Source organism: Thalassotalea sp. ND16A (assembly GCF_000764205.1).
Lineage (GTDB): Bacteria > Pseudomonadota > Gammaproteobacteria > Enterobacterales > Alteromonadaceae > Thalassotalea_A.
The window spans coordinates 88517-109775 of sequence record NZ_JQDZ01000085.1 but is presented as its reverse complement, the minus strand read 5'-3'; the positions used below and the strand labels follow the sequence as shown (position 1 = coordinate 109775).

Genomic DNA, 21259 nt, shown 5'->3' with positions numbered 1-21259 from the left:
GCTATTTTTATCATAAATGATTGACTATTAATAATTTTTTAAAGTGACCAGAGAAAATTAGCATTTACTTGAAATATCCGGAGCAAATTTTAATACAAAATAAATTTCTTTCTAATTCAAATGATTGTGTTTTGTAAGCGCTTTATTTGATTTTTTTTCATTTTTATTGTTTGACCAAACATTAATCTCAACCTAAATTTAATGGTGTGATGAAAGGAAATTACAACACAAATCTCAGATAAATGGAATTTAGGGGATGCCTGTTTTCTCTGTTTTTCTCTGTTAATATCTAAGATATTCAGTTGGTTAATAAAATACCCTAGAAAGCTTTAGCTATTTTAGGCCGATGAATAATCGGCAATGCTTAGATAGTAACAACACTCTTGCTAATTATTTTTAATGGCAAAAATCGGTATCGCTATTGATAACTTGGCTAATCTGGCTACTTGCTAGATTTGTACAACCAGAGAGAATAGCGAATCATACCAATTTGATTAAGTATGTGATCTACTTTTTCATGAGGGAAAATGGATAAATACAATTTATAAAATTTAGTAAGTAGTTATTCTACTTTTCAATTTTATAAAGCCGTAGTTATTCGTTTTAACCATTTAAAATGAGCAGATATTTAATCAACTTGGTATCAATTATCTTCAGGATGAATAATGAATAATGAATAATGAATAATGAATATCGCAAGCTACAACAAGGCCGTAAAAGGAAAGTACAGAAGCAAGTTTTTACTCAGAATTGCAGCGAAAGGGTTTGTTGCCGGCTTAACGGTTGGTTTGTTGGTGTATGGCGCCTTGTTTTATGTTGTTGCTAGCTGATATGACCCTTAATGCTCAACTATAAACAGGTAAATTTAGAAACAATAAACGGGACTAGCCATGCGCAGCCTATTTAGGAAGATTATGTTATGCAAATATCTAAACTCGCTCAGAAAAAACTGCAATACAGTTTGGCAATCGGCTTTTTAATTATTTTGGCGATAAGTGTTTTTTTATCGGTTGATGAAACCACTTTGGTTAACCTGTTAATGATGACATTAAGCGCCGTACTGTTTTTAACTGCGGTCTTGTTTCATCGAGATTAGCAGCACAACAGTATGTTTTATTGCAAGATAAAGACACCATTAAGATTAAAGCTAAAGGATTGGCTTTGTTTGACCGGACATACCAGGTTGACTAAATATCTGCTCATTTTTAATGGTTAAAACGAATAACTGCTTACTAAATTTTATGCATTGTATTTATCCATTTGTCCTCGTGAAAAAGTAGAGCAGATAGTTAATTAACTTGCTAAGAGAAATGCACATTGGAGGTGCTTTATGTCGAAACTAACTATATCTGGAGAGACCTCTTCAGCAACGTCTAAACCTAGTGGTACTAAAGCGACGGCAAGCTCTCAACCGGCCGAACAATCCAGGCCCAATGGGGCTGGCTTATTTCGGCAAGAGGCCTTAGTCCACAAATCGAATAAACTCACCGGTGTTGTTACTCTTGCCCAGCCTGTTGCCTTTAGTTTGTTGATAAGTTTCATTATTTTAATTGTTGCCATTGCAATATTTTATCTCACTCATCATGACTATACTCGCAAAGAGTCGGTAAAAGGCTATTTGCAACCGACCAGAGGTTTGGTGAAAGCTGTTATTCAAAGCCCTGGGGTTCTGGCCAATTTGCTGGTGCAAGAAGGTGATGAGGTAGTTAAAGGCGAGGTAATTGCGCAAATTGAAATTGCCAGCGAGTTGGTCAATGGTGAAGATATTAATCAACAAATGCTCAATGATCTCAGTTTGCAACAATATCGATTGTCTGAAGAAATAAACGATGAACGAATACTGAGTGAGTTAGGCACCGATAAACTGAATGCCAAGCTTGAGCATTTAAAGGCAATGCGCAACCAGAAACAGCATCAGCAGGGCACCTTAAGTAAACATTTAACCCTTAGCCAAAAACAGCTAAGCAATGGCAAAAAACTATATGTTGATGGCCATTTATCTGAACAACAAGTAAGCCAGCTAGAAGAGCAGTATTTAACCTTAAGCCAACAACATGATGAATTCAGCCAAAACCTGCTTAGTGTTGACTCTGAGTTAAAACAAACGCGTTTTGAAATTGTGCAAAAGCCGCTATTGCTGGCGAAAAAACAAGCCAGCCTGAAAGATCGTATTGTGGCGGTTAAACAACGCATTTATCAACTGCAATTTAAGCAAAGTTATCAAATAAAAGCGTCACGCAGTGGTCGTGTTACCAACGTATTGGCAAAAATAGGGCAAACGGTGCAAGCCCATAAATCTTTGCTTACCATCTTGCCCAGACAAGCCAAGCTGCAGGCCATTTTATTAGTGCCAACCCATTCTTTTGGCTTTGTTAATGAAGGCCAGCAAGCGTTAATGCGTTATCAGGCATTTCCCTATCAACGTTTCGGGCTATTCGCCGGAAAAATTAGCCAGGTATCGAAAGCGGTGTTAATGCCGGAAGATTTATCTTTGCCGATAGGAGTAAGCGAGCCGGTTTATAAGGTTACCGTAGATTTGGAACAGCAGCATGTTTTCGCTTATGGTAATAATTTGGCCTTGCATCCGGGGATGTTGTTAGAAGCCGATATCGTGATTGATAAACGCAGTTTATGGCAGTGGTTGTTAGAGCCTTTATATAGCTTGCGGGGGAGAATTTAATGGATAGCTCAGCCCTGATATCTAACCCGGTTTCCTTATTACGCTTTAAGGGATTCAGCCGTTTGCCGTTGATATTACAAACCGAAGCGGCAGAATGTGGCTTGGCAGCGATTGCCATGGTTGCTAATTTTTATGGGTTAAAAACCGATCTTAACTGGCTTAGGCAACATTTTTCAATTTCGTTAAAAGGGGCAAGCTTACAGCAGTTGATGAACATTTGTGCCGCGTTAAACTTTTCATCACGGGCACTGCGGCTTGAACTTAATGATTTAAAGAAATTAACCACTCCTTGCGTGTTGCATTGGGATTTAAATCATTTTGTCGTACTGAAAAAGGTAACTGGCAGTTATATTGTCATCCATGATCCTGCCTTTGGTGAGAAAAAACTGAAATTAACTCAAGTGAGCAAACATTTCACTGGCGTGGCACTGGAAATGAGCCCGAACAAAGATTTTAAAAAATCGAAGCAAACGGTGCGGATGAAATTAAGCGATTTTTATTCAAAAATGACCGGCTTAATTCCATCCTTACTGAAAGTGTTTTTATTATCGGTGTTGCTGCAAATGTTTGCCCTGACGAGTCCATACTATATGCAGCTAGTGGTAGACGAGGTGATTCTGAGTCAGGACAGCAATTTGTTGCTGGTACTGGCGCTGGGCTTTGCCCTGCTGGGCATCATTGAACTTGCGACTAAGGCATTGAGATCTACTGTCATTTTACATTTTTCCAATGTGTTAAATATTCAAATGGCGGCGAATTTATTTCAGCATTTGTTGCGTTTGCCTTTAAGTTTTTTTGAGAAACGCCATATTGGCGATGTGGTGGCCCGGTTTTCATCATTACAACAAGTAAAAGATATGCTAACCACTGGCATTATTGAAGCCGTAGTGGATGGCTTAATGGCCATAGCGACCTTAGTGATGATCTTTTTATATAGTCCAACGCTGGCGGCTATTGTATGTATTGCCATTGGCAGCTACGCCATAGTACGTGCCATGCTATTTAAACCGCTTAAACAGTTAAGTGAAGAAACCATAGTCGCGCGAGCCAAAGAGCAAAGTAATTTTATGGAAAGTGTGCGCGGCATACAAAGTATTAAACTGTTTGGTGGTGAATCTCAGCGACAAAACTTGTGGCATAACGCCTATGCCGAGCAGGTAAATTGCAGCATTCAACTGGGAAAATTTCAGATCCACTTTGGCTGGCTTAACGATGGCATCTTTGTGGTTGAAAACGTATTGGTCGTGTATTTTGCTGCTACTTTGGTGATTTCAGGAGAGTTAACCGTTGGCATGCTGTTTGCGTTTATGAGTTATAAACGGCAGTTTATTGCCAAGATGGTCAATTTAATTGAAAAGTTGATCGAATTTAACATGTTATCGCTGCATTTAAACCGGCTTGCCGATATTGCTCAGTGTAAACAAGAAGCAAACTTGCGTACCACGGCAGGGGTAAAGACCGGCGATAACCATACTGATGCCGTTGCGGTAACGGTAAATAACAGCCATTTTACTGCGCCAGCCAATGCACAGCTTAGCGGCGAAATTTCACTCGTTAATGTCGGTTTTCAGTATTGTGCGCATGAGCCGTTATTGTTTCAACAGATAAACCTTAACATTGCCCAAGGTGAGTCGGTGGCCATTATTGGACCTTCGGGTTGTGGCAAAACTACGTTGTTAAAACTGATGCTGGGGTTATTCACCCCAAGTTATGGAAAAGTGTGTGTGTCTGATGTAGATATTAAACATTTGGGTTTAAGCCATTATCGCAGTCAAATATCTGCGGTAATGCAGGACGATCAGCTTTTGAGTGGCTCTATTGTTGATAATATTTGTTTTTTTGCCGAACAGGTCGACTTTGCCAGAGTGACTTTTGTGGCGCAACTTGCTGCTATAGATAAGGATATTGCTGCCATGCCGATGGGCTATAACAGCCTGGTAGGCGATATGGGAAATACTTTGTCGGGTGGCCAAAAGCAACGCTTGCTGCTGGCGCGGGCGTTATATAAACAGCCTAAAATTTTATTTTTGGATGAAGCGACTTCGCATTTAGATAGTGAGGTAGAGTCGCTGGTAAACCATGCGGTAAAGCAGCTTAATATTACTCGTATCATTATCGCTCATCGTCTTGATACCATTTTATCGGCAGACAAAATATACAGCTTTCAACAGGGCCAGTTAATTGAAGTCACCGAAAAAATTCGTGCACAGCAGCAACAAGCAACTGGCTAACGGCAGACAAAACCGCGGCTGGCTATAGGTCGTTAACCGATACCATTAACAGCCCACTTGCTCCGCAGGCTGTTATTAAACGCGTTGATTTTATTGCTAAAAAAATTACAGTCTGCGGACGCCGAGTGTAATTTCAATTCCTGCACATAAGCCGTCAGGCCCGCCACCGGATTATTTGATTGAATTTTACACAAGTGTACTGATTAATTTCACAAATAAAAATTATTAGTTATTGTTTTTTAATAAAAACTTGCTAAATTTTAGAACAAGTGAAATTATTTAAATACTCCCTTGGTCTGTATCTGTAGCCTTAGACTTGGGTGTTTTAGGTAACTCTAATAAAATTATGACATAAACGTAGGAAGAAAATTATGAAAATCTTTAAGAACTATTTATTAACAGCAGCCTTAAGTGCCCTGATGCTAACGTTATTTGCTAGCTTACCGGCAAAAGCAGAAGCCAACCCTTTTGAAGCACAGAGTGTCGTTTCCTCTGCCGATTTTGGTGATGAAAAAGCCAAAGAAAAAGGCAAGTGCGGCGAAGGAAAATGTGGCGAAGGCAAATGCGGCGAAGGAAAAAAAGCTAAGAAAGGCAAGTGCGGCGAAGGTAAATGTGGCGAAGGCAAAAAAGCGATGAAAGGCAAGTGCGGCGAAGGCAAAGCTAAAGGTAAATGTGGTGAAGGCAAATGTGGCGAAGGTAAATGCGGTGAAGGCAAAAAAGCGATGAAGGGCAAATGCGGTGAAGGCAAATGCGGCGAAGGCAAATGCGGCGAAGGCAAAAAAGCGATGAAAGGCAAATGCGGCGAAGGCAAAGCTAAAGCTAAAGGTAAATGTGGTGAAGGCAAATGTGGCGAAGGTAAAAAAGATAAAAAAAGTAAGTGTGGCGAAAATAAATAGATAATATCTTTTATACCCTGAACAAAAAAGCCGACGAAAGTCGGCTTTTTTGTATCTGAATGCTTATAATCCCGAGCCATAGCAGGTGGACAGGGAATGTTTACTTCATGGATGAGGGAATGCAAACCACCAGGGGGGTATTAGGTTTGTACCAGGAAATAAAACTGCGGTCAGATCCGTCTGACCACTCAGGGAAGGCTGAATTAGTTATAACCAAGGACATAATTTTCAGTCACATCATCTAAAAGCGCATAATGCTTAGATGTCGTACGGTTCTGCTCAGTTCTAAGGGTATCATTGGCGCCGTGTTTTTTCGGGGAGTAATATTTATTCAATAACTCTAAAATTGAATAGTTTTCTTCGTTTTTAACTTCACTCATGACATCACCTTAATTGAACAAATTCATAGCTAGTGGTTAACTTAACTTACACATTCAGAATAAAGGAACTTTTAACAATTGAAAATTGATAAAGTTTTTGCAGCCTATAAAGAAAGGTTATGGCGAAAAGCGAAAAGCTACGGGCAAAAAGAAGCTAGGGGCTACGAGCAGAGAGTGTTGGCTTTGAGTTAAAAGGTACAGGGTACAAGGTACAGGGTACAGGGTACAAGGTACAAGGTACAAGCAGATTGTGTTGGCTGTGAGCGATATTGGAATGAATGCAATCTGCCTGAAGCTCGTGGCTAAAAGCATGGCAGCCGGCTACGAGCGATTGGCATATCGTGTTAGTTTCATAGGATATTTAAATCAACACAATCTGATTGAAGCTCATTGCTGCGCCTGCGGCAATTACGCGAGGTTGAAACCCCGCCAACCAAGCTGCTCGTAGCTCGTAGCCAATCGCTCGTAGCCTTCTCTACCAAAAAAAACGGCCAATTAAGGCCGCTTGTTAAATGAATCGTTGGGCGATTTGTTTATAAATTAATGCCTAGTTTTTTCAATTCTTTCATTACAACTTTTGCTGGCAGTGGAATGTAACCATCTTTTTCAACAATCTTTTGGCCAGACTTAGAAAGTATCATTTTTAAGAACTCAGCTTCTTTAGGTGCAAGCGCCTTGTTCGGGTGCTTATTCACATACACATATAAGTAGCGAGATAATGGATAAGTGCCCGAAATGGCGTTGTCCATATTGGCTTCTACGTAGTTTTCACCTTTTTTGCTCAACGGTAATGCGCGAACACCTGAGGTTTTATAACCAATACCTGAGTAGCCAATACCGTTTAATGAGGCTGAAACTGACTGGACCACAGAAGCAGAACCTGGTTGCTCATTTACCGTATTTTTAAAGTCGCCTTTACAAAGAGCTTTCTTTTTAAAGTAACCATAAGTGCCTGATACTGAGTTTCGGCCGTAAAGTTGAATGTCTTTACCGGTCCAATCGCCTTGTAAGCCTAATGCACCCCAACGGTCAACATCGGCTTCGCCACGACACTTGCGGTTGCTAGAGAAAATCGCATCCACTTGCTGAATGCTCATGCCTTTAATCGGGTTATCTTTATGAACAAATACGGCTAAAGCATCAATGGCAACACGAACCGCCGTTGGTTTGTAACCGAATTTTTTTTCAAACGACTGAATTTCTTTTGATTTCATTTTACGGCTCATTGGCCCTAAGTTTGAAGTTGATTCGGTTAACGCCGGAGGAGCCGTTGAAGAGCCAGCTGCTTGAATTTGAATGTTTACGCTTGGGTAAGTGCGTTTAAATTCTTCTGCCCAAAAGGTCATCATGTTGGCTAGTGTATCGGAGCCAACTGAAGATAAGTTACCAGAAATACCACTTGCTTTGGTATAGGCCGGTAAATTGCTATCGATTGCTAAGGCGTTTTGGCTGGTTAGTGTTACAACCGCTAGGCCAATCCCGGTTAATAGGCTTTTCAGTTTCATCGTGTTCTCCTAAGAGTGTATTTAATGTTAAAAAATAAATGTTTGTAAAGTTGATGATGCTATCTTAGAAAAAATATATTACGGTTTTATGACAATGATAAAAAAATCTTTTATGTAGCTTGTCATTGACATTTCATTAACATTTCATCTTAATGTCAAAAAAAATACACATTGTCACAAAAGTGTAATATACGCATGGCAAACTAGCGTCAATTTAAAAACTTAATATATCCACTTATTTAAAATTACTCACAGGGTAACCTTATGAACTTAGTAAAAACTTCAACGGCATTGGCACTAGTCGCAGCATTAGCAGCACCAGCAATGGCCGCAGACGAAATTAACTTTTACGGAAAAGCGAACCTTGGTTTGCAAGTATCTGATGAAGGTGGTGAATCAGAAACCGAAGTAAAATCAAATGCTTCACGTGTTGGTGTAACCGGAAATTTAAAGGTAAGTGATAGCTTATCTGTTGTTTATAAGGCTGAAGTTCAAGTTGAAATGACTGATGATGATAAAGATAACATTAAGGGTCGTAACCAATACATTGGCTTAAAAGGTAACTTTGGTACTGTTCTAGTGGGTCGCAACGATACTATGCTTAAGCAGTCACAAGGTAAAATTGATTTATTCAGCGATTACGAAGCGGATATTAAAAACCTTTGGAAAGGTGAAAACCGTATGGGCGAAGCGGTAACATACGTATCACCTAAGTTTGCTAACTTCTCTGCAGGCTTAACCTATGTTGCTGAAGGTGATAAGGATCAAAACGCTAAAAACGATGGCGATGCCGGGGTTTCTGCCGCGGTATTTTACGGCGACAAAAAACTTAAAAAATCTCAATGGTATGCTTCTGTAGCGATGGATAGCGAAGTAGAAGGTATTGATGCCATGCGTTTTAATGTAGCGACTAAGTTAGGCGGATTCAAACTAGGTGCAATTGTACATTCACAAGAAGTTGTAGCATCAGGTGAAGAAACCACCGGCTTTCTATTTTCTGCCGCATATAAAGTGAACGATTTTACTTTAAAAGGTCAGCTGCAAACCTCAGAAGAAGATTACGGCGATAAAGCTGAGAAATCTGCATTTACTGCTGGTGTAGATTACGCATTAGCGAAAAATGCTAAAATCTTCGCCTTCTACACGGCATTTGATTTAGATGAAGATGTCAGCGGTGATGAAGATGCGAGTTATCTAGCAACAGGTTTTGAATACAAATTCTAAACAATTTGTTGTCTTCGTGAAAGCCGCTATATGCGGCTTTTTTGTTCTAAGCTGCGAGCAACGAGCTACTGGCGACGGGCTGTGCATTTGATGAATTCACCTATCGTGTAACAAAATCAACTACTGCCAGTAGCCAGTAGCCAGAAGCGATTAATATTTTGTGCATTAATTGAAAAAATTATGATATTTTTCATAAAAGTGTCATATTTACAAGGCAAAATAACTACTTACTAAATTTTATGCCTTGTATTTATCCGTTTTACCGCATAAAAAAGTAGAACACTTAATTAATCAAATTGGTATAATGTGTAATCAATGGAACAAATATGAACAGACAAATACTCGTGGTAGAAGACGAAAAGCCAATCAGAGAAATGATCACTTTCGTATTGGAACAAAATGGATTTAACGCACTTGCAGCTGAAGATTATGAGCAAGCAAAGTTGTTGCTAAACGATCCTTTGCCTGATCTGGTATTATTAGACTGGATGCTACCCGGAGGCAGTGGAATTCAAATAGCCAAAGAAATTAAGCAAAACGATTATACCGCTAAAATTCCTATCATCATGCTCACCGCTCGCTCCGATGAGGATGATAAAGTAAAAGGCTTTGAAGTGGGGGTTGATGATTATGTGACCAAACCCTTTTCACCAAAAGAGTTAATTGCCCGCATCAAAGCGGTTATTCGCCGTGTCGCACCTACCGCCTTAGAAGAGGTGATCAATTTCAAAGGCATGGCTCTTGACCCGGTTTCTCATCGGGTAAACATTGACGAACAGCCGGTTGAACTTGGGCCTACTGAATTCAAAATGCTACATTTTTTTATGACCCATCCAGAAAGAGTATATTCTCGAGAACAATTATTAGATAATGTTTGGGGTACCAATGTTTATGTTGAAGATAGAACCGTGGATGTCCATATAAGGCGCTTACGCAAGTCTATTTCCGGTAAAGGTCATGAAGAGTTCATACAAACCGTACGTGGTGCTGGTTATCGCTTCTCTTCTAACGTTGGCTTATAAATAACTGTTATACCGCGTTGATTAAATATCTGCTCTTTGTTAATGATTAATCAAATTGGTATGATTCACCACAGCTTGAATGATCAATACTGAGTTATAACCTTATATGATATTTCGCTTTTCTTTGCAGCAATTTCTGTTACAACAATGCTTTGTCTTCGCGGTAATTGCCTTGCTAGGTTACTGGTTCAGCAACCTTGGTTTATTTATACTGGCGGCGGTGATAGTGTCATTGGCATGGAATTATCGGCACTTAACCCGTTTAATTGACTGGCTTTGGCAAAAAAACTTGTTGCATCCTCCTGAATCCAATGGCATTTGGGGCCATGTTTACGATGGCATTTATCGACGCATCAGAAATTATCGTAATAAGCAAAAAGAGTTAAACTTTCGCATTCGACAATTTCGCGATGGTGCCGAAGCGCTGCCTGATGCGGCCATAGTGTTAGGTTTAGACTATTCTATTCGTTGGTCAAACAAAAAAGCCAACCGACTATTAGGCATACGTTGGCCGCTTGATGCCGGACAAGTAATTACCAACCTGGTACGTTCACCACAATTGACAAAATACTTAAAATCCGGCGATTTCAGCGAGCCGTGTTCCATTACTTCGCCAAGAGATTCGGCCAAACAAATAGAGTTTCGTTTTATGACCTACGGCGATCAGCAATATTTATTATTAGCTCGCGATGTCAGCCAGCTGATCTTACTCGAAAAAATGCGCCGAGATTTTGTTGCCAATGTCTCGCATGAATTGAAAACGCCGTTAACTGTGATGCGTGGCTACGTCGAAATAATCCAGGATGATGATAGCTTACCGGCGCATTGGAGCAAATCGTTTGATACCATCGAGCAACAAGTGACCCGCATGGACCGGCTAGTGCAACAACTGTTGGTGTTATCGAAAGTTGAAGTGCATCAAGATGATGACATTCGCATGCAAGTGCAAATGCCAAAACTCATCGAACAGGTAATTGAAGATATTAGCTGGCTCAATAAAACCAAGCAGCACCAGATCAGTTTTGAAATCGATCCGCGGTTGGGTATTTTAGGGGTTGAATCTGAGCTGAAAAGTGCCTGTTCTAACTTAATTGTCAATGCGATGAATTACACCGCCAAAAGTGGCAAGATTAATATTTGCTGGAAGAAACAAGAGGGTTATTGCCTGTTCAAAGTTACAGACAATGGCTGTGGCATCATGCCCGATGATTTAGGGCGCTTAAGTGAACGCTTTTACCGGGTGGATAAATCACGTTCGCGTGACACCGGCGGTACGGGTTTAGGCTTATCTATCGTTAAGCATGTCGCTAATCATCATAAAGGCCAGTTAATCATTGAAAGTGAATTTGGCCAGGGCAGCAGCTTCAGCATTAAATTCCCGGTCGATGAAAGCTATCAGATTCGTTAGCAAGCAAACTAATAAAAAATCACGGTTAACACTAAATTTATCGCCGAAATAATTAATGAGGCGATGAAGGTGGTTTGCAGATCTTTGATCTCAAAATCGTCAACGATTTGATCGGTGAGCCACAACAAAATGGCGTTGAGTACAAACACAAATAAACCAAAAGTTAATATAATTAACGGCATAGTGAAGAATACCATCAACCACCACAAAAATAAGTCGGCAACCGAGTACACCACGGCAACAACCACTGCCGTAAAAAAGCCCTTCAAGCGTATCCCGTCCATCAATCTCGAAACTAAAAAAATAGATATACTTAACAGTAATAGTTTGGTTATCATGCTTGTCCTAGAAAAAATTATTATCAGATTATTAAGACCCCACTTTAATATGTTGGGCAAGGAATTTCACCATGTGGTTTAAAAATTTATACATTTTCGCCTTCACTAAACCGTTTACCCATAGCGAAGAAGACTTAGAAAAGGCGTTGCATGAGCATGTATTTGCTCGTTGTGGCGCAACGGAATTATCCCGTTTTGGTTGGTCCAATGCCTTAGGCAAACATGGTGAGCGTTTATTGCATCACACCAATGGCTGTTTTTTATTGAACGCCCGTAAAGAAGAAAAAATGCTACCGGCATCGGTGGTTAAAGAAAGACTCGATGAAAAGGTCGAGCAACTGCAACACGAACACAGCCGCAAAGCGACGAAAAAAGAAAAAGAACAGTTTAAAGAAGATATCACCTTTGAATTACTGCCGCGTGCGTTTTCCCGCATCAGCGATACTCAAGGCTATGTTTGCCCAGAAAAAAATATCATCGTCATTAATACCAGTTCCCGCGCGAAAGCCGAAGATTTCTTAGCATTGTTACGTAAATGTTTAGGCTCATTGCCGGTCACCAGTTTTGTACCCGATGCTGGCGCGGAAATCACCATGACCAGCTGGTTGTTAGAGCAAACACTGCCAGAGCGTTTCACCATAGGTTTTGAAGGGGAACTGAAAGCCATGGGCGACGATGCCGCGGTATTAAAATGTAAAAACCAGGACTTGTTATCGGATGAGATTCTCGCCCATTTAGGCGAAAAACAAGTGGTTAAAATTGCCTTCGACTGGGATCAAACCCTATCTTGCATGTTGTGCGATGATTTAAGTGTAAAGCGGGTGAAGTTTCATGACAGTTTATATGAGCAAAACGAAGACATTCCAAGCGATGACATGATGGTAAAAATTGATGCCGACTTTACCTTGATGACCGGCGAAGTGAACCGCTTTATTGAGGATATGTTAGCGCAATTTGAATTAGCGACGAATTCATATCTGGAAAACTAGAAATTCTACTTTCCTAACATCAACATAATGCTCAGATTATATTGATATAACGCAAGGGGATGACAATTAATTACAGTTGTTCGCTGTATGTGTATTGAACCTTGCGCCATAGCCCTTTAAAATACCGCTCTTTTTAATATCCTTACTATTAATAGGGTTGGTATCATTTATGTTTACCCCAGAATTATTATCCCCAGCTGGTAGCCTTAAGAACATGCGTTATGCATTCGCCTACGGGGCTGATGCCGTTTACGCTGGCCAACCTCGTTATAGCCTGCGCGTACGAAACAACGAATTTAATTTAGCCAACCTGGAAATTGGTATCAATGAAGCGCACGCCTTAGGCAAAAAACTGTATGTGGTCAGTAATATTGCCCCCCATAACTCAAAACTTAAGACCTATTTAAAAGATATTGAACCGGTGATTGCGATGCAGCCGGATGCGCTGATCATGAGTGATCCGGGTCTTATCATGATGATCCGTGAAGCCTATCCCGATATGCCAATCCACTTGTCAGTACAAGCCAATGCGGTAAATTGGGCAACGGTGAAATTCTGGCATCAACAAGGGGTTGAACGAGTGATTTTGTCACGTGAGTTATCGCTCGATGAAATTGAAGAAATTCGTCTGCGGGTGCCGGAAATGGAAATTGAAGTGTTCGTCCATGGCGCCTTGTGTATGGCTTACTCGGGCCGCTGTTTACTGTCGGGCTATATCAACAAACGTGATCCGAACCAGGGCACCTGTACTAACTCATGTCGCTGGTCGTATAACGCCCACGATGCCAAAGAAAATGAGCATGGCGATATTATTGCCGTGGCGCCTCAAACCCCGATAGCAGAACAGCAGCAAGCAATTGTTGGCAGCGAAGCGCCTGAAGTTTGGCTGCCAGAGCATGCTGCTAATGTTACCAGTGCGGAGCAAAAACCTACCGATGAAGTGTTCTTATTACAAGAACAGGGGCGCCCAGGGGAATACATGCCGGCGTTTGAAGATGAGCACGGTACCTACATCATGAATTCAAAAGATTTACGCGCCATTGAACACGTAGAACGTTTAGTGAAAATGGGTGTACATTCGTTGAAAATTGAAGGTCGAACGAAATCCTTCTATTACTGTGCCCGTACCGCGCAAATATATAAGCAGGCAATGAATGACGCGGTCGCCGGCAAAAGCTTTAACGAAGGGTTAAAAGATAATCTCGAACACCTTGCCAGTCGCGGTTATACCGAAGGCTTCCTCGCTCGTCACCGTCATGATCAATTACAAAATTATGAATATGGCTATTCCAAATCTGACAGCCAACAATTTGTCGGGGAAGTACTCGGCCGAACCGAAGATGGTTTGATTGAAATTGAGGTGAAAAATAAGTTCTTAACCGGCGATTCCATCGAATTGATGACGCCACAGGGCAATGTCAGTTTTGTGCTTGAGTATATGCAAAATCGCAAAGGTGAAGAAGTCAGCGATGCCAAAGGCTCAGGCCATTTTGTCCAAATCAAACTCGATACAGACTATGATTTGGAATACGGCATTATCATGCGCTACTTAAATGCTGGCGAAAATACCCGTCACCCGTTTGCCCAAAATCAAAGCCCGGCAAAAGTCTAAGCTCGGTGAGTAGAGTAAGGCAAGGATAAGGCATGGCATTAAAAATTTTAGATAGCTGCATCAATTGCGATATGTGCGATCCTGAATGTCCGAACGAGGCGATAACCCTTGGCGCAGAGATTTATGAAATCGATCCGCATAAATGCACCGAGTGTGTTGGCCATTACGAAAAAGCACAATGTGTGATTGCTTGCCCGATTGACTGCATAAAGAGTGATCCTGAGCATGTCGAGTCGGAAGAAGATTTACTGGTGAAGTGTTTTGAAATGCATGGCATACCTGAGTAGCTGAAGAACGATAGAAAATGCGACCTAAGGTCGCATTTTTTTTAGGACGAAAATAACCAGGGCTGGTATTCATTCTATTTAATAACTGAAGGGGGTGAGTAAATCAAAAATGCTTGATATACTCACCTTTTTGCTGTTATTTAACCGTTGAGAATAATCACTTGTCTGCAGTCTGCCACATTTTATTACCTTCGTTTTTACGCCGCGCAATGCGCGCGTTTGAGCTAAAGGCATTGGTGCGAACATCGGGCTGTGAATTAACTCGCATTGGTCGCTCTCGCAATTGGCGCCTAACCGCGAGCCGTGAGCAAATGACCACCATTATTGAATTGGTGCGAGATTCTGAAGAAGAAACCTGGCAGTGGTTAATCAAGGTGTTAGAACAGCATCGTGGTAGCTTTACCCAACAGGAATTACAAAACCTGGTGCAACGAAACCCTGAGATCACGGTGAATGAATTGGTTAACCTTGCCAACTGTACCCTCGCAGAAGCTCGCAATGCTATCGATGCCCATGAATGGGCCGACGACTAGGCCAGCGCCCTTAAACTACCTACCCCCGGTGTAACATTGCTGTAATATTTGCGTAACAAACTGGTAAATATCTATACATAAAACTACAACATTTGTGTAACAAAACTGTCATTTAAGCGCCGTAAACTAGCCCCGATTATTAATTTATTAACACATATTTAATTTCTGCGGAGCAGTAAACTAATGCAAATCTCTAAGACAATAAAAACAAAGCAAAACATAAAACAACTTTTTAAAGTGAGTGCAATAGCCGCCGGCTTATTGTTAGCCGGTTGTGACGGCGACATTAATCTAGAATCAAACGTTGATAATTCAGTGGGGGATTCAATCATTAACAACCCAGCGCCAACCACCCCAACAACACCAGGCGATGTGGTATTACCAGGCAAAGCGAATACTGCATTATCAACAACGATATCGATACAAATGGGTTTTGATGTACAGGTGCAAATACTCGATGGCAGCATCAGTGAAGATACGACTCTGGTAGCAGACAATAATGGCGTGCCAGTGTTTTACGCCATCAGTGGTTCTTTGCAAGTTGGCTCTGGAGCGAGTTTAGCCAATAAATCACAAGCCGCAAAAGTTGCATTAACGATTGAGCCGGGCACGGTACTTTTTGGTCAGTCGGGTAGCGATTATGTGTTAGTGCACCGCGATGCCCAAATTATTGCCGAAGGAACGGAAAGTCAGCCGATCATCTTCACCTCTTTACAAGATGTGAATGGCGAAGACACTGCTGCAGGTCAATGGGGTGGTTTAGTTATTTTAGGAAACGCACCTTCAAATAAGTGTCCTAGCGATGGCAGTGATTGTGCTCTACAGGTTGAAGGGGTAGAGGAAGGCGGCGTATTTGGTGGCACTGACTGGCAAGACAATTCAGGCATCTTAAAATACGTCGTGGTGAAATACGCCGGTTATGAAATTGCCCCGGATAACGAATTAAACGGCATTACTTTTGGCGGTGTTGGCTCAGGCACAATCGTTGATTACATTCAAGTTCATGCCAATGCCGATGACGGTGTTGAGTTCTTTGGTGGCGCGGTAAATGTGAAACATTTAGTGCTTACCGGTAACAAAGATGATTCCATCGATTGGGATAACGGCTATAAAGGCAAACTGCAACACGTGTTTGTTAAACATGCTCAAAATGCTGGTGAAGCAAACCGGGCGATCGAAGCCGATAACGACGGTACAACGCCTGAAAAAGAGCCGCAATCTAATCCAACCATTTCAAACCTGACTATCATTGGTAATAACTTTGATACCGCCGATAAAGATTCAGAAGGTATTTACCTGCGCGAAGGCACCGCCGCGACCATAGTCAATACGGTGATCACCGGGCCTGCTGAAATGGGGGAGTGTCTAGAGTTTGAAGCCGGCAGCACAGTGTCAAATGCCGAAGACGGTAAAATTGTAATGCAAAACATGGTGATGGCTTGTACGAACGATGAAAACTTTAAAAATGCCGGTGAGTTTGATTTACCAGCCTGGTTTACTGCCGAGAGTTCTAACTCAATTTCTAGTTCTATTTTAGTCAGCGATTCGGGCGTACCTGATGCGCAATCGGTATTATTAGGGGCGGGTCAAGATGCCTCGAATACACTCGATGCTTTCTTTGATTCAACAGCACACATTGGTGCGTTCGACGGCACTAATGATTGGCGCGATGGCTGGGCATTTGGTTTTGGTGGCGGCGAAGTAACCGCCCGTGCCGAAGTTCAAGGTTGTCCATCGGGCACCACATCGATCACCCCGGTAGATGGGGTAACCACTACCTGTGAAATTTCGGGTCGTATTAGCGCTGATTTAACGTTAACCAGTAACAACATGTACGCCTTAAGCGGTGCGGTTTTTGTTGGTGGCGATAACAGCGATAGCGCGGCACTCACCATTGAAGCGGGTACGACTATCTTTGGCCGTAGCGGTAGTGATTACCTGGTGGTAAGCCGAGGTTCAACCATTGAAGCAAACGGCAGTGCTATCGCCCCCATCACCTTTACCTCAAATCAAGATGTCACAGGAAGCGACACGGCATCTGGCCAATGGGGTGGGATCGTGCTGTTAGGTAACGCACCATCAAACAAGTGTCCGACCGATGGCAGTGATTGTGCACTGCAAGTTGAAGGTGTTGAAGAAGGTGGCGTGTTTGGCGGCACAGACTGGGAAGATCACTCAGGTACCTTGCGTTATGTTGTGGTTAAGCACGCCGGTTATGAAATTGCCCCGGATAACGAATTAAACGGCATCACTTTCGCTGGCATTGGTTCAAAAACCAAAGTGGAATACATTCAGGTGCATGATAATGCCGACGATGGTGTCGAGTTCTTCGGTGGTGCGGTCAATGCTAAATATGTGGTATTAACCGGCAACAAAGATGACTCGGTCGACTGGGATAATGGTTTCCGTGGCAACATGCAGTATGTATTGGTCAAACATGGTGCCAATAATGGTGAAGCGAACCGGGCGATTGAAGCGGATAACGACGGCAATTCACCGGCGAAAGATCCACAATCTAACCCTACGATTGCCAATATGACCATCATCGGCAACGACTTTGACAGTGCCGATAAAGACTCTGAAGGTATTTACCTGCGTGAAGGTACTCGCGCGCAATTGCATAACTTTGTGGTAACGGGTTCTTCCGGCATGGGCGAATGTTTTGAGATGGAAGCTGGTGTTACGGTCGATCAGGCGATTACCGGTGATAGCACTATCACTCATTCGGTATTTGCCTGTGGCGAGAATTTCAAAAATACAGCGGATTCAATGGAAACCAGTTTTGACTTAGCTGCCTGGGTTCTGGCATTAACCAACAACTCAACCGCAGATGCGCAAGTAGATGTATTAGATGGAATTTACACCATAGATACGACGACAGCAAAAGTTTTTGCCGATACCAACTTCTTCGATAATGCCAGCCACATTGGTGCGGTAAGCGCGACTAACGATTGGACTGCGGGTTGGACGGTAGGTTTAGAATAAACTAACAACTGGCTTGGTTATGACGACGGGGGCTGATCCTAAGTTGTAACCAGGCTTTTTTATTCTAGCAATTGTAATCCTTACAAAAAATTTATCCATTGCAACTTTTCCAACTATTTAGATCACCTATTGGCTTTCTACCCACGGGTTTTAAGCCAATCGAATGAGGTTGAACATGAACAACAATACAAATACGTTTCGTTTAACACACTTGAGTATCGCGTTATTAACTGCACTGTCAGTTAACAGCGTTTTTGCCCAGGAAAATGAAACCACAGCAAACGATGCAGCCATTGAAGAAGTGGTGGTTAAAGCCAGTCGTTTGAAGGGCACGGCGAGTGCCGTTCTCGAAGAACGTAAAAATCAGGCTTTTGTTGCTGACATCTTGGGGGCAGAACAAATTGCCCGTACCGGCGATAGCGATGCGGCATCGGCACTGAAACGGGTAACGGGCTTAACTCTGGTAGATGGCAAATACATCTATGTACGGGGTTTAGGCGAACGTTACTCAAGTACGCTATTAAATGGCGCGCAAGTGCCAAGCCCAGATCCAACGCGTACCGTATTGCCTTTGGATTTATTCCCAGCATCGATCATCGAGTCTTTGTCGGTACAAAAATCTTACTCGGCATCTATGCCGGCGCATTTTGGTGGCGGTAATGTGGATATTCGCATTAAAACCATACCAACAGATTTTACCTTGCAATTAGCGGCAAACCTTGGTGGTAATCTTGATAATGTTGGCGAAGGCATGAGTTATCACGGTGGTGACGACGATTGGTACGGCCGTGATGATGGTACCCGCGGAGCGCCGCCATCATTAAAGCAAGTTTGGCATAATTATCAGCAAGTTGAAGATTTAAGCCAAAGCCAAAACCGTCAAATTGCCGCTGACCTAAACCGCGATTACGATCCCCGCAAGGATGACGTAAGCCCCGATTTTGGTTTGGATTTTACCATCGGCGATCGTTTTGCCAGCGCTGCCGGCTTATGGAATTACGGTTATCTGGTGGCTACCTCTTTTGATGATGAATACCTGGTGTCAGAGCAATTTGCCGGTCAGGATTTTACTAAAAAACCGGATGGCAGTTACTTTTTACGTCGAGGGTTCGATGACATCAAGTCGACAGAGCATACGGTGAAATGGTCTGCTATGGTTAACTTTGGTGTTGAATATGATCACAATCACCGCTTAGATGTTAGTTCCATGCTACTCAATGACACGGTGGATGAAGTCAAAGTAAAACTGGGTAACACCAACAACGTGTTATTAACTGATGGTCTTCGTATTCGTGACAACCAAGTGTCATACGAGGAACGCGAACTTATTAGCAACCAAATTCGCGGCAGCCACAATTTTCCAGAATTAATGTTGCTGGGCGCGGATTGGTTTTATTCCGACTCTCGGTCAAACCGTTATGCACCGGGTAATGTGTCGACCCGATTTATTCTGGCTGACGAAGATATGGATGGTGAATTTGATTTTGACGATGAAAGTAGCTTACGCCGAGCAACCACGGCGTCTCGTTATACCTTTCAGGATCTTAACGACGATGTCGAAAACTGGGGGGCTAATGTTTCATTACCGCTAACCTGGGACAAGAGTGAGATTGAATTAAAGGCGGGCGCTAACTTTGTTGATAAAACCCGTGATGCCATGGCAAGGCGCATCGATGTCAATACTCTGGCCTTTGATGATGCCGATTTAACGGGTTCAGTGGTGAATGATATCTTAACCGATGAGCTGATCTTGAACTGGCCATTGGTTGGTAATGAGCAAATCATCCGCGACACTACGGTCGATGGTGATGATTATTTCTCGGCGCAAAAAATTGATGCCTATTACGCTGAAGTCGATTGGTTTTATGATAACACCTGGCGTATTACTGCCGGGCTGCGCTGGGAAGATTTTCGTCAGGTCGTTGCTCCGCTGAAAACCGATGGTCGTTTCGATTTACCCGCTCAGCCCACGGTTGCCGACTTACAAGATTTAGCGCGTAAAGAGGATGACTTTTATCCGGCATTGGCGCTCACTTATGTAGTGAATGAGCAAATGCAATGGCGTGCTTCTTACGGTGAAACCGTGGTACGCCCGGATATTCGCGAGATTGCTCCGGCAACCTACCTCGACCCGCTCACCGAACAGCCTATCGGTGGTACCCCAGGCGTACGTTCAACGATGATCAAAAATTATGATTTACGTTGGGAGTGGTACCTGGATACCGGAGAAAACCTCTCGATAGGGCTATTTTATAAGGACATGATCGACCCTATCGAATCGGTACAGTCACCTGCGCAAGATGGTCCTGCATTGATCCGAATTGCCAATGCAGAAACTGGCGAAGTGTATGGTATTGAAGCTGAATTTTTAAAGGATTTCACCTTTATCGGCAATGCTTTCGGCGGTATTGGCAACGATTTGTTTTTATCGGGTAACCTTACCTTGAGTGATTCTGAAGTTGAGATAGATACCCAGAACGTGGTGGAGCAAACCGGTGTGTCGGCGGCAATTACCAACCCGACTCGTCGCTTGAGCGGACATTCAGAGTACGTGATTAACCTGAACTTAGGTTGGGATGCCGCCAATGGCAATCACAGCGCGACCCTTGCTTATAATGTATTTGGCGAGCGGATAATTTTCCCTGGTATTGAAGGTGAAGATGACAAGTTTGAACAACCGTTTCATTCTGTTGATTTGATTTACACTTATTATCCAACGTATTCATCAACGCTGAAGTTGAAAGTGAATAACTTGCTTGATCAGAAAAAGGAAATTGAATTTGACGGTCAATTATTCCGCGCTGAAACGCAAGGCATAGGTTTTGATATCTCGTTCAAATGGGAGTTCGAGTAAGTTCGGTACGCCGTTGGCGGGACTTCAGTCTCGCGTGATGGCGAAGCCAGCTTCACCTTTGCGTTGATTACGGCCAAAATGCGAGGTTGAAACCCCGCCAACCTATAAGTTCTGCTCTCTGGTTGGCGGGACTTCAGTCTCGCGTGATGGCGAAGCCAGCTTCACTTTCACTAAAGTGCAACATTGCCTTAACCAAAATGTCACATTCGAGCGTTACACTTTCTCGCATATCGATAAGCCTTGATAACAACATAATCTTTTTACCGGGCTTATTACCTAACCTAAACATTCACTCATTTAGATGATTAAAGTGAA

At 42.5% G+C, this 21259-nt stretch carries 17 protein-coding genes; 14 read left to right on the top strand and 3 right to left on the bottom strand.

Translation table 11 applies throughout. The annotated features are described in order from the left end of the window. Positions 1–686: 686 nt before the first annotated feature. The 5 genes from ND16A_RS21360 (at position 687) to ND16A_RS06300 (ending at position 5807) form a co-directional block, all read left to right on the top strand. Positions 687–830, top strand: coding sequence for a hypothetical protein (locus ND16A_RS21360; protein WP_160173527.1), 144 nt, complete (start codon positions 687–689; stop codon positions 828–830). 89 nt (positions 831–919) lie between these two features. Beyond that, positions 920–1096, top strand: coding sequence for a hypothetical protein (locus tag ND16A_RS21355; protein WP_160173526.1), 177 nt, complete (start codon positions 920–922; stop codon positions 1094–1096). 234 nt (positions 1097–1330) lie between these two features. Further along, positions 1331–2680, top strand: a complete 1350-nt coding sequence (locus ND16A_RS06290) for an HlyD family secretion protein (protein ID WP_033078219.1) — start codon at positions 1331–1333, stop codon at positions 2678–2680. Continuing rightward, positions 2680–4911, top strand: a complete 2232-nt coding sequence (locus tag ND16A_RS06295) for a peptidase domain-containing ABC transporter (protein WP_081945611.1) — start codon at positions 2680–2682, stop codon at positions 4909–4911. The genes ND16A_RS06290 and ND16A_RS06295 overlap by 1 nt, the downstream gene beginning before the upstream one ends. Before the next feature lie 371 nt (positions 4912–5282). Next, on the top strand, positions 5283–5807 hold the full coding sequence (locus ND16A_RS06300; RefSeq protein ID WP_052073170.1) for an HvfA family oxazolone/thioamide-modified RiPP metallophore: 525 nt from the start codon (positions 5283–5285) through the stop codon (positions 5805–5807). 203 nt (positions 5808–6010) lie between these two features. Here ND16A_RS06300 and ND16A_RS21350 read toward each other — a convergent pair whose 3' ends face one another. Then, positions 6011–6187: a hypothetical protein gene (locus ND16A_RS21350; RefSeq protein WP_160173525.1), complete on the bottom strand. Its 177-nt coding sequence runs from the start codon at positions 6185–6187 to the stop codon at positions 6011–6013. A gap of 533 nt (positions 6188–6720) precedes the next feature. Then, positions 6721–7692 carry a PstS family phosphate ABC transporter substrate-binding protein gene (locus tag ND16A_RS06305; RefSeq protein WP_033078218.1) on the bottom strand — a complete coding sequence of 324 codons (972 nt, stop codon included), beginning with the start codon at positions 7690–7692 and terminating at the stop codon, positions 6721–6723. Positions 7693–7956: 264 nt separating this feature from the next. On the opposite strand from ND16A_RS06305, the gene ND16A_RS06310 reads away from it, so the two are divergent. From ND16A_RS06310 to phoR, 3 genes are all read left to right on the top strand, one after another. Then, complete coding sequence (locus ND16A_RS06310) at positions 7957–8916, top strand: porin (RefSeq protein WP_033078217.1); 960 nt, start codon at positions 7957–7959, stop codon at positions 8914–8916. Positions 8917–9242: 326 nt separating this feature from the next. Continuing rightward, entirely contained in the window at positions 9243–9938 is a 696-nt protein-coding gene (gene phoB / locus ND16A_RS06315) for a phosphate regulon transcriptional regulator PhoB (RefSeq protein WP_033078216.1), read from the top strand. A gap of 106 nt (positions 9939–10044) precedes the next feature. Continuing rightward, a complete protein-coding gene (gene phoR, locus ND16A_RS06320; RefSeq protein ID WP_033078215.1) occupies positions 10045–11346 on the top strand; it encodes a phosphate regulon sensor histidine kinase PhoR in 1302 nt (433 codons plus the stop codon). Between the two features lie 8 nt (positions 11347–11354). Here the strand turns inward: phoR and ND16A_RS06325 are convergent, their stop codons facing one another. Beyond that, entirely contained in the window at positions 11355–11684 is a 330-nt protein-coding gene (locus tag ND16A_RS06325) for a phage holin family protein (RefSeq protein WP_033078214.1), read from the bottom strand. Positions 11685–11755: 71 nt separating this feature from the next. On the opposite strand from ND16A_RS06325, the gene rdgC reads away from it, so the two are divergent. The 6 genes from rdgC to ND16A_RS06355 all read left to right on the top strand — a co-directional run bounded on the left by rdgC (position 11756) and on the right by ND16A_RS06355 (position 20944). Further along, complete coding sequence (gene rdgC / locus ND16A_RS06330) at positions 11756–12673, top strand: recombination-associated protein RdgC (RefSeq protein WP_033078213.1); 918 nt, start codon at positions 11756–11758, stop codon at positions 12671–12673. A gap of 169 nt (positions 12674–12842) precedes the next feature. Continuing rightward, entirely contained in the window at positions 12843–14285 is a 1443-nt protein-coding gene (trhP, locus tag ND16A_RS06335; RefSeq protein ID WP_033078212.1) for a prephenate-dependent tRNA uridine(34) hydroxylase TrhP, read from the top strand. A 32-nt stretch (positions 14286–14317) separates the two neighbouring features. Then, on the top strand, positions 14318–14572 hold the full coding sequence (locus tag ND16A_RS06340) for a YfhL family 4Fe-4S dicluster ferredoxin (protein WP_033078211.1): 255 nt from the start codon (positions 14318–14320) through the stop codon (positions 14570–14572). A 161-nt stretch (positions 14573–14733) separates the two neighbouring features. Continuing rightward, positions 14734–15105 (top strand): ribosome recycling factor family protein, encoded by a 372-nt coding sequence (locus ND16A_RS06345; protein WP_033078210.1) that lies wholly within the window; start codon positions 14734–14736, stop codon positions 15103–15105. 183 nt (positions 15106–15288) lie between these two features. Then, entirely contained in the window at positions 15289–18090 is a 2802-nt protein-coding gene (locus tag ND16A_RS06350; protein WP_052073168.1) for a hypothetical protein, read from the top strand. A gap of 175 nt (positions 18091–18265) precedes the next feature. After that, positions 18266–20944, top strand: a complete 2679-nt coding sequence (locus ND16A_RS06355) for a TonB-dependent receptor domain-containing protein (RefSeq protein WP_033078209.1) — start codon at positions 18266–18268, stop codon at positions 20942–20944. Positions 20945–21259: the final 315 nt, after the last annotated feature.

Bases quoted from the DNA above. Each gene is read 5' to 3' on its own strand.
- ND16A_RS21350 (WP_160173525.1), bottom strand. From the start codon at position 6,187: ATGAGTGAAGTTAAAAACGAAGAAAACTATTCAATTTTAGAGTTATTG.
- ND16A_RS06305 (WP_033078218.1), bottom strand. From the start codon at position 7,692: ATGAAACTGAAAAGCCTATTAACCGGGATTGGCCTAGCGGTTGTAACA.
- rdgC (WP_033078213.1), top strand. From the start codon at position 11,756: ATGTGGTTTAAAAATTTATACATTTTCGCCTTCACTAAACCGTTTACC.
- ND16A_RS06310 (WP_033078217.1), top strand. From the start codon at position 7,957: ATGAACTTAGTAAAAACTTCAACGGCATTGGCACTAGTCGCAGCATTA.
- ND16A_RS06295 (WP_081945611.1), top strand. From the start codon at position 2,680: ATGGATAGCTCAGCCCTGATATCTAACCCGGTTTCCTTATTACGCTTT.
- ND16A_RS21355 (WP_160173526.1), top strand. From the start codon at position 920: ATGCAAATATCTAAACTCGCTCAGAAAAAACTGCAATACAGTTTGGCA.
- trhP (WP_033078212.1), top strand. From the start codon at position 12,843: ATGTTTACCCCAGAATTATTATCCCCAGCTGGTAGCCTTAAGAACATG.
- ND16A_RS06355 (WP_033078209.1), top strand. From the start codon at position 18,266: ATGAACAACAATACAAATACGTTTCGTTTAACACACTTGAGTATCGCG.
- phoR (WP_033078215.1), top strand. From the start codon at position 10,045: ATGATATTTCGCTTTTCTTTGCAGCAATTTCTGTTACAACAATGCTTT.
- ND16A_RS06350 (WP_052073168.1), top strand. From the start codon at position 15,289: ATGCAAATCTCTAAGACAATAAAAACAAAGCAAAACATAAAACAACTT.
- ND16A_RS06300 (WP_052073170.1), top strand. From the start codon at position 5,283: ATGAAAATCTTTAAGAACTATTTATTAACAGCAGCCTTAAGTGCCCTG.
- phoB (WP_033078216.1), top strand. From the start codon at position 9,243: ATGAACAGACAAATACTCGTGGTAGAAGACGAAAAGCCAATCAGAGAA.
- ND16A_RS21360 (WP_160173527.1), top strand. From the start codon at position 687: ATGAATATCGCAAGCTACAACAAGGCCGTAAAAGGAAAGTACAGAAGC.
- ND16A_RS06290 (WP_033078219.1), top strand. From the start codon at position 1,331: ATGTCGAAACTAACTATATCTGGAGAGACCTCTTCAGCAACGTCTAAA.
- ND16A_RS06340 (WP_033078211.1), top strand. From the start codon at position 14,318: ATGGCATTAAAAATTTTAGATAGCTGCATCAATTGCGATATGTGCGAT.
- ND16A_RS06325 (WP_033078214.1), bottom strand. From the start codon at position 11,684: ATGATAACCAAACTATTACTGTTAAGTATATCTATTTTTTTAGTTTCG.